The following is a 7,173-nucleotide window of genomic DNA, read 5'->3' on the forward strand; positions in this document are numbered from 1 at the left end:
CTGTCAGCATGTCGGGGGCTTGTAGATATTGATCTTTCCGTAGTTGTGCCCGGAGATCCAGCCAATATCGCCATACTTGTTCACCATGATTCGGTAGCTGTTACCGCCTCCGGGTACATCGTAAATCTGCGAACCTCCCCACTTACGTGCGATAGCTCCCGGCGTACCTTTGCGGATCTCAAAGATATCGGGCGTTCCATCAGGGTTCAGGCGCGGTGTGTAGGTGCTATTCTCGATCGCTTCCCTGATCCTGTCCGGCAGGTCCGAGTCAGCGTTGTGGACGAGGACCGGGGTGTTGCCAGCGAGCACGTAGAAGGTGTGGTCGATCGCAATAGTGAGATCGTAAACGCGCGGGTGGATGTCCTGCATATCCACAGACCGAACAATTGCGCCGACACCGTTCGCCATGCGGAGTATATCACCGCGCTGGAGACTTTCTGCCCTAGTCCATTGATGGGCCTGCGACTTCCAGAACAAGTGATGCTCAGTGGCCAGAATAATCCCCGATCGATCCTTTATTCCCTCCTTTCCGCCTACCTCGATCTTCACCAGACGCTCATAACGAGTTCCACTAAAAGCAGCGAGAACCGTTTGCGGGCGCGTCTTTCCGGTCTTGGGATCCGTGGCGACGATTTTGTCACCGACTCGAATTTGATCAATTTTCTTACGGGACCCATCAGCCATGAGTACTCGAGTACCCGCAACAAAGCTGTTACCACCGCAGCCGCGGAGCATGGCTTTGAGGATTCCGCGCTTCAACATACTGCCCCCGACACGCACCCCCAACCTTTGGGCAAGAGCCTTGACTGCACGACTTTCGCCACCAAGTCCACCGGCAATTAGATCGGGACCGATTGCCATAAGCCATGCCTGCCTGAATCGGAACATCCATGGGCTGTTGCTGCACGATTTGATCATCTGACAGGCGTCAACAGCGGCTGCCAAGTCTCGTTCTGGCTGCGCTGAGGGCATCGCGTCGGTGAGTCGGCCATCGAAGCGGCGCTGGTAGACATCCCAGTACTGCTGTTTGAACACCTCCGGCTTTACAACTGGGGGAATCGGAATGAGACCCGCCCATCCGACCGTGTTGTTTGGGGGGCTGGGCTGGGTTCCGGTGAGATAGTTCCCGTTGTTGTCGTAAACGTCGTGCCCGGCCTCGTTGTTGGGCCTGGGACGTCGGTCCACTCCATCACCGTTATTGCAGTCGTAGTCGCCGTTTACCCGTCGACAAACCAGACCGCTGCCATCTGATTGGGTGATCGGACTGTTGTCCGCGTAGGCGTAGTTGTTCCAGGACTGCGGGTCCTTGCCGTCGAACACGGGGTCCGGGGAGATGAAGCGGCCTGTGGCCGGGTCGTACTCTCGCGCGCCTAGGTGGGTGAGGCCGGTGTTGTCCTTCGTACCGCCGACGAAGCCCCTGTCCATGGTGGTCGGCCACGGGAAGGCGGGCGTGCCGCGTTCTTCGCCGAAGGGGGTGTATCGACGGCGGCTGACCTTCGAGAGGTTGTTGGCGTCGATGGTCAGTTCGGCGGTGTTGTGCTGGTCGTTGATCAGGAAGGTGACGCCTGCGGAGGTACGCATCGCAACGGTCTGGCCGGCGTGACCGTAGTAGCGGGTCGCGGTGGTGGTGCCGTTGGCCAGGTGGACTTCCATTCCGGCCGTGTACAGAGTGGTGCCGGTGGAGTCGCGGCGGATCAGGCGGTTACCCTCGGCGTCGTAGACGAAGGTGTTCTTACCGGTCGCGGTGTCGTCACTCTGACTGATCTCGCCAGTGCTGTCCCAGGTGTACTTGAGGGTGCTAGCGCCCTCGGTACGTTGCGTGGTGTTGCCGGCAGCGTCGTAGGTGTAGCCGTAAGTCTTGGTTTGGCCGCCGTTGGTGCCGTCGACCTGCTGCGTGTAGCCGGCGAGTTGGTGTCCGGTGAAGGAGTTGTCCACGCCTGTGTCGCCGGCATAGCGGTAGTCGCGGTTCCATCGCCAGAGGCCGCCATTAGGCCCGCCTGCCCACGTCTCTTCCTTGGTCCGGTTGCCGTCCTCTGTGTAGGAGAAGCGCTTGCGGTAAGCGTCGGGGCCAGTGATTTCGGCCGTGGACGGGTCGGCCGCGCAGGACGTGGTGTTCTGTGTCCAGGCGTTGGTCAGACGCTGCTGGTAGTCGTACTGGAAACACTGCGACTCGGTAGTGACGCCACCGGTGCTGGTCGCTCCGGTTACATCGGTTACGCGGCTGATGGTGCCAACCGGGTTGTAGGCGTAGGTGGCGTCTCGGTCGTAGCCGTCGACTCCTTCACGGCTCGCCACCGAGCGCGTCAGCCGTCCAGTGGCTGCATCGTAGTCGAAAGCGACGTCGACCTGCTTGCCGCCAGCGGCCAAGAGGTAACCGCTGAGCTGGCTGATGTTGTTGTAGCTGGTGCCAGTGACGTAGCTGGACAGCCCGGTCAGTTTCACGGGTCGCTGGAAGTCGTCGTAAGTGGTGGTGACGACTTCGGCGGGAAGGTCGCCCGCCGCGGGGAGCCCGGCGGACTGGACGGTGCCGTCTGGGTTGTAGGCAGTGGTGAACGAGTAGGTGCCGTCAATGCCCTTGCCCTCGGCGCCGTCCGGAATGATCAGGCTGGTCTGCTTCGGACGACTGGCAGCGTCGTAGCTGTCGATGCGGGACTTGTACTCGTAGGTCTTGCCGTCGGCCCCCTTGGCCATACGGGAGGCGAAGGTCAGGAGTCCGGGCCGGACCGTGTCGTAACCCCACAGAGCCACTAGGTCGCCCTTGTTTCCGTCACTGTCGGCCGCATAGACGCGCAGCTTGCGACCTAGGACGTCGTAATCGGTGAAGGTCTTGCCGGCGCTGCCCCGAGCGTCCGCGGCGGAGATCACATGGTCGAAGTCGTCGTAGGTGAAGGTGCTGGTGCCCTTGTCCGGGTCGCTGGACGAGGTCAGGCGGCCACGCTGGTCGTAGTGGTTCTCCCAGGTCTTGCCGGCAGGGCCGACGATCTTCGTCACCCTGTCGGCGGCGTCGTAGGAGTAGTGGGTTGTGATGAATCCGCCCGAAGCCGAGCTCTGCTGGCGGGTCTCGATGTTGCGTCCGCGGGCGTCCGCGTAGGCGGTGGTGGGAGTACCTCCGTCGGGGGGCGTCGTGGTGACCCAGTCCCCGTTGGAATCACTGCCATATGCGTAGCTGGTGGCGAACACTTCTGTGCCGTCACCGGCCCCGGGGAGCAAAGCTTCTCGGGTCTTGCGGCCTACTCCGTCGTAGCTGTAACGGGTTTGGCTGTGCACCAAGCCCTGCATATCGGGGCCGAATAGCGCCGGCGCAGGGCCGGACTGGTCGTTGTAGAACGCGTTGTAGACCCAACTAACCTGGCCGCGCCCGTCGTACATGGTGTCGGTGATGATCCGACCACCGTTCTGTCCGGGCGCTTGGACTTGGCGAGTGCGCAGGAGGCCGTCGAGGATCTGGTACGTCCAGGGACCCATCGCTCCGGCGTTGGTGGCCTTTCGCGCGCCGGTGACCACGGGCAGGCCCTCTGCGACCTGATAGGTGAATTCCATGCTGGGCTTCTGGCCAGCCGCACGGCTCCGGTCGGGCAACCACACCTGAGTGGTCTGTCCTAGCGCGTTGTAAAAGACCTCGGTCTTGCCACCCGATTCGTCATTGTTGACTATGGGCTTCGCCCAAGCAGGGTCCATGGTGACCGACGACGTCAACTGGAGGCTGCTGCCGTCATCCTTCTTCACCGGGGGCTTGGTAACGGTGACCTTGTTGGTCAGTCCCGGGCTGCCCGTGGGACCGGTCTGCGTGTAGACGGTCGTGGTCGCGTTGCCGTCAGCGCCTTCGACCTTGGTGGCACGGCCGAAGTCGTCGAAGCCCGTGACTGCCGACACTTTCTGGTACGTCGGCTCCGAACCGTCGGCGGCTGCATGAGAGACCAGGCGTTCGGAATAGGTCAGCCGCCCGCGGCTCACCGACTTGAAATCGCTCTTGGGGGCGGTGGCCGAACCGTCGTAGTACGTGCGAGCAGCCGACAATACGTCCTTCGTACGGTCTACATCTGTTCGGTCGCAGGACCCGCTCAGCACTTCCTTCTCGGCGACCAGGTTCCGCACCCAGGCCGTGATGTTGTCGGCATAGGTGTAGCGAACGCAGCGATCATCATTCGTGCCCGGGCCTCCCAGGTCGGACACCCAGTTCTGGCGGCCGGTGCCCGGGTCGTAGTCGGTCCGGGTTTCGGACTTGCGCCAAGCACCCGGTCCGGTCGGAGTAAACGTGCGGGCGTACTCGGTGCCCACAAAGTTGGCGGTGGTCGTTCCCCAGGGCCGGGTTCGGGACGCGGTCTCGAACTTGCGCGGGATGTTCTGCTTCCAGTCGACAACGCTGCCGCCTGGCTTGCTCAGCCGAACAGTACGGAGTTCCTGACCGGTGAAGGCGTCATCGTCCCGGACGGTGCCGCCGTTGCCGTCATCTACGAGGACACCGCGGGTCATCTTGGGGTCGCTGGCCGAGACGCGATCGCCGTCCATGCCACGCAGGTAGTAGTGATCCGTCTGGGATGCCAGATCGTTCACCAGGTCCGAGCCGGTCAGGACGCTGACCTTGGAGTACCCGCGCCACTGGCTCCAGGACTTGTACTTCTGCTTGATCAGCCCGTCATCGTCGTCGAAATGCCAGGCCGCCCCTCCGTCCTCGTCGTAGACGTACTTCGTCACCATGTCCGGGGTCCGGCCCGTCCGGTCCCGGACGATCACGTTGTTGATGACGTACTTGTTGAACCAGTCGAGCTTGGGATCGATTGAGCCCGCGTAAGACCAGTAGACCGGGAAGCAACGCTTGGTGTTGCTCTCCGGACTCGGAAGTGTGGTCGGAGTGCATTGGGCCGTGCTGTAGTCGACTGAAATCTCGCTGCCGTACTCGTCCGCGACATAGTCAAGCCGGTACTTCATCAGGCCGCCGGTGTCCCCAGCGCGGACGCGGTTGTTTCGCTCCTCGTAATCGAGTGTGGTCTTCGGGAGTGGGATGGGCGTCGTGGCGGCCAAGCCGGTGTGCTGGATGGAAATCGGGAGCAACGCGCGGTCGTAGTCGGCTGTACCCCACTTGTAGGTCAGCGCCCACGAGTCGACACCACGCCAGGTCCCGTCAGCCTTGAGGATCTGCGTGGTCACGGTGTCCAGGCGCTTACGCGTCCAGAACGTCGGGGATGAGATTCCGTGGAAGTCCTTGCACTCAGTGTCCTTCTTGCAGTTGAGGTCCCACGGAACATCAGGCCAAAGGTTCTGGTTGTCCGCGATCTTGTCCGGGTCGCAGTTGACATCGCTGTCCAGACAACGTTCCTTGCTACCGAACACCACGCGAGCCGGAGCGGCGGCAGTCAGGTTGTCGGAGCGCAGGCCGTACTCGATGCGGTTGAGTACCCCACCGCGGATGTAGGGCGTCTCGTCCTCGGCCTTGAGGTTTCGGCCGTAGTAGTTGGTCTCGGTGTCGTAGTAATACGTGATCGCGTTGCCGTTTGGATCGACGACGTAGTCCAGGTTCCATCGCCACGCCTGCTGGCACCAGGAGTCGGCGAACGTGGCGCCGTGGCAGGGCTCGTCCTTGTCGTCGCCGAACACCGGGACGGTCCAGGTCGCGTTGGTTGCGGGCTTCTTACCATCGGCCCCCTTGTTGGAGCCGAAGTAGTAGGAGGTGCCGTCGGTAGTGGTGACCTTCCAGTACTCATTGTCGTTGTCACCGTTGTCGACGTTCGCGTCGGTCAACCGCTCGATGCGGGTGCCGTCATCGTTCTTCAGGTGCCATTTGCCGTTGCCGTCGGGGATGAGTTCGCCGCCATGGCCATTCCAGGTGATGGAGGCGTTGTCGTAGCCCCAGCACTGATCGCCGGGGTAGTTGCCGTTGTCATCCTTGGGCGCCTCGTCGTCCTCGCAGGACTTGTAGCGGCGCTCGATGTAGCCGGACCAGAGGTCGAACCCTTCACCGACCCACCCGGACTGCGCACCACTTCCAGACGTGCGTCCGTCAACTGCTCCCGAGGAGTAGTTCAGGCCCACCGTAGGCTGCCGTCCTCCGGGAACCGGAGGCACCTTCATCGGATAGGACCAGGTGAACTCACCGGTGTTCGTCGCGACATTCCACGTCGCAGACGGCGACAGTGACGTCACCTTGTAGTCGCCGTTCTCCCCTCCCCCGCCGGCCTCGGTGGCCAGCACCGTGGCACCCGACACCGTCACAGCGGTCGTGCGCTTCGAGATCAATGCACCCGAAAGAGCACGCCCTCGGACCGTGGCACTGGCTTTAGGTGACGCAGACGCAGAAGGATGCGCAGACGGAGCATTCGTGGAAGGGGTGGTCGGCGAGGTGCCGGGGGCAGTCACCGGAGGACTGTCGCCGGCCCCGGGACTCGCTTGGACTTCGGTGACGAGCGTGTGGTGCTGGGTATCGTTGTCGGTGACCAGTGGGATGGCCTTACGGCAGCCCGGCCGCTCAGGCGTGGTCAGTACACAAGCCGGGTACTGCACCAGACGAAGACGTGAGGCGTAGTTCCCGCCGAAGGCAGTAGCGAAGTCCGAGTAATCAAGACCAACGGTCAGTTCACCTGGAGCGTTCTGGTCGACACGGCTGACGGCGAACATCACACCGTCCACACCCGCGCGTTTGCTGAGCCTACGGTCAAGTACCTGGACCTTGACCTGCTTCGCAGCCTCTTGCCCCTGGGCCTGAGTACGCAGCCCCAGTCGCCGTTGCCGACCCGCGTGTGGAGCGGTTACCCAGACCGGAAGCTTCCCAACACGATTCCAGGAGCCGGCAGCCGCGACTTTGCCTTCGGCGTTGCCTGCGGCAGGCCAGGTCGGTTGGCCAAGCGGCTGTTCTGTCAACTTCTTGTCGGTCGCCTTGCGGGGTCGGACCGAGAGGTTGTGCCCCTTGACGGCTTTGGCGTCAGAGAACCTGTGTCGTCCTGGTCCTGCTGTTTGAGCGGAAACCGGGGAGGCCAAGCCTGCGACCAAGGCAGCCGTGACACCCACGGCAACACTCATGTGCGCCCGACCCCGCCGGGTCAACGCCATGCGAGCGCTACGTGCTTTCACAACTACCTCCATGCTCCGTCCAGAGTTTTCTGGGCGGACTTGTCACAGCTTCTACCAGCAGAAACAAGGGAGAGCGATCGCTCTCAGACCACGGCTCGCATTGACGAC

Annotated in this window: 1 protein-coding gene; it reads right to left on the minus strand. The window is 62.5% G+C overall.

The genetic code is table 11. The annotated features are described in order from the left end of the window. Nucleotides 1–3: 3 nt before the first annotated feature. The gene (locus FHU30_RS12995; RefSeq protein WP_253875274.1) at nt 4–6,612 is read right to left on the minus strand and encodes a polymorphic toxin-type HINT domain-containing protein; all 6,609 of its coding nucleotides are present in this window, start codon (nt 6,610–6,612) and stop codon (nt 4–6) included. Between the last annotated feature and the right edge of the window lie 561 nt (nt 6,613–7,173).

It is taken from the genome of Actinomadura rupiterrae, from assembly GCF_024172125.1.
GTDB classification, from domain to species: domain Bacteria; phylum Actinomycetota; class Actinomycetes; order Streptosporangiales; family Streptosporangiaceae; genus Spirillospora; species Spirillospora rupiterrae.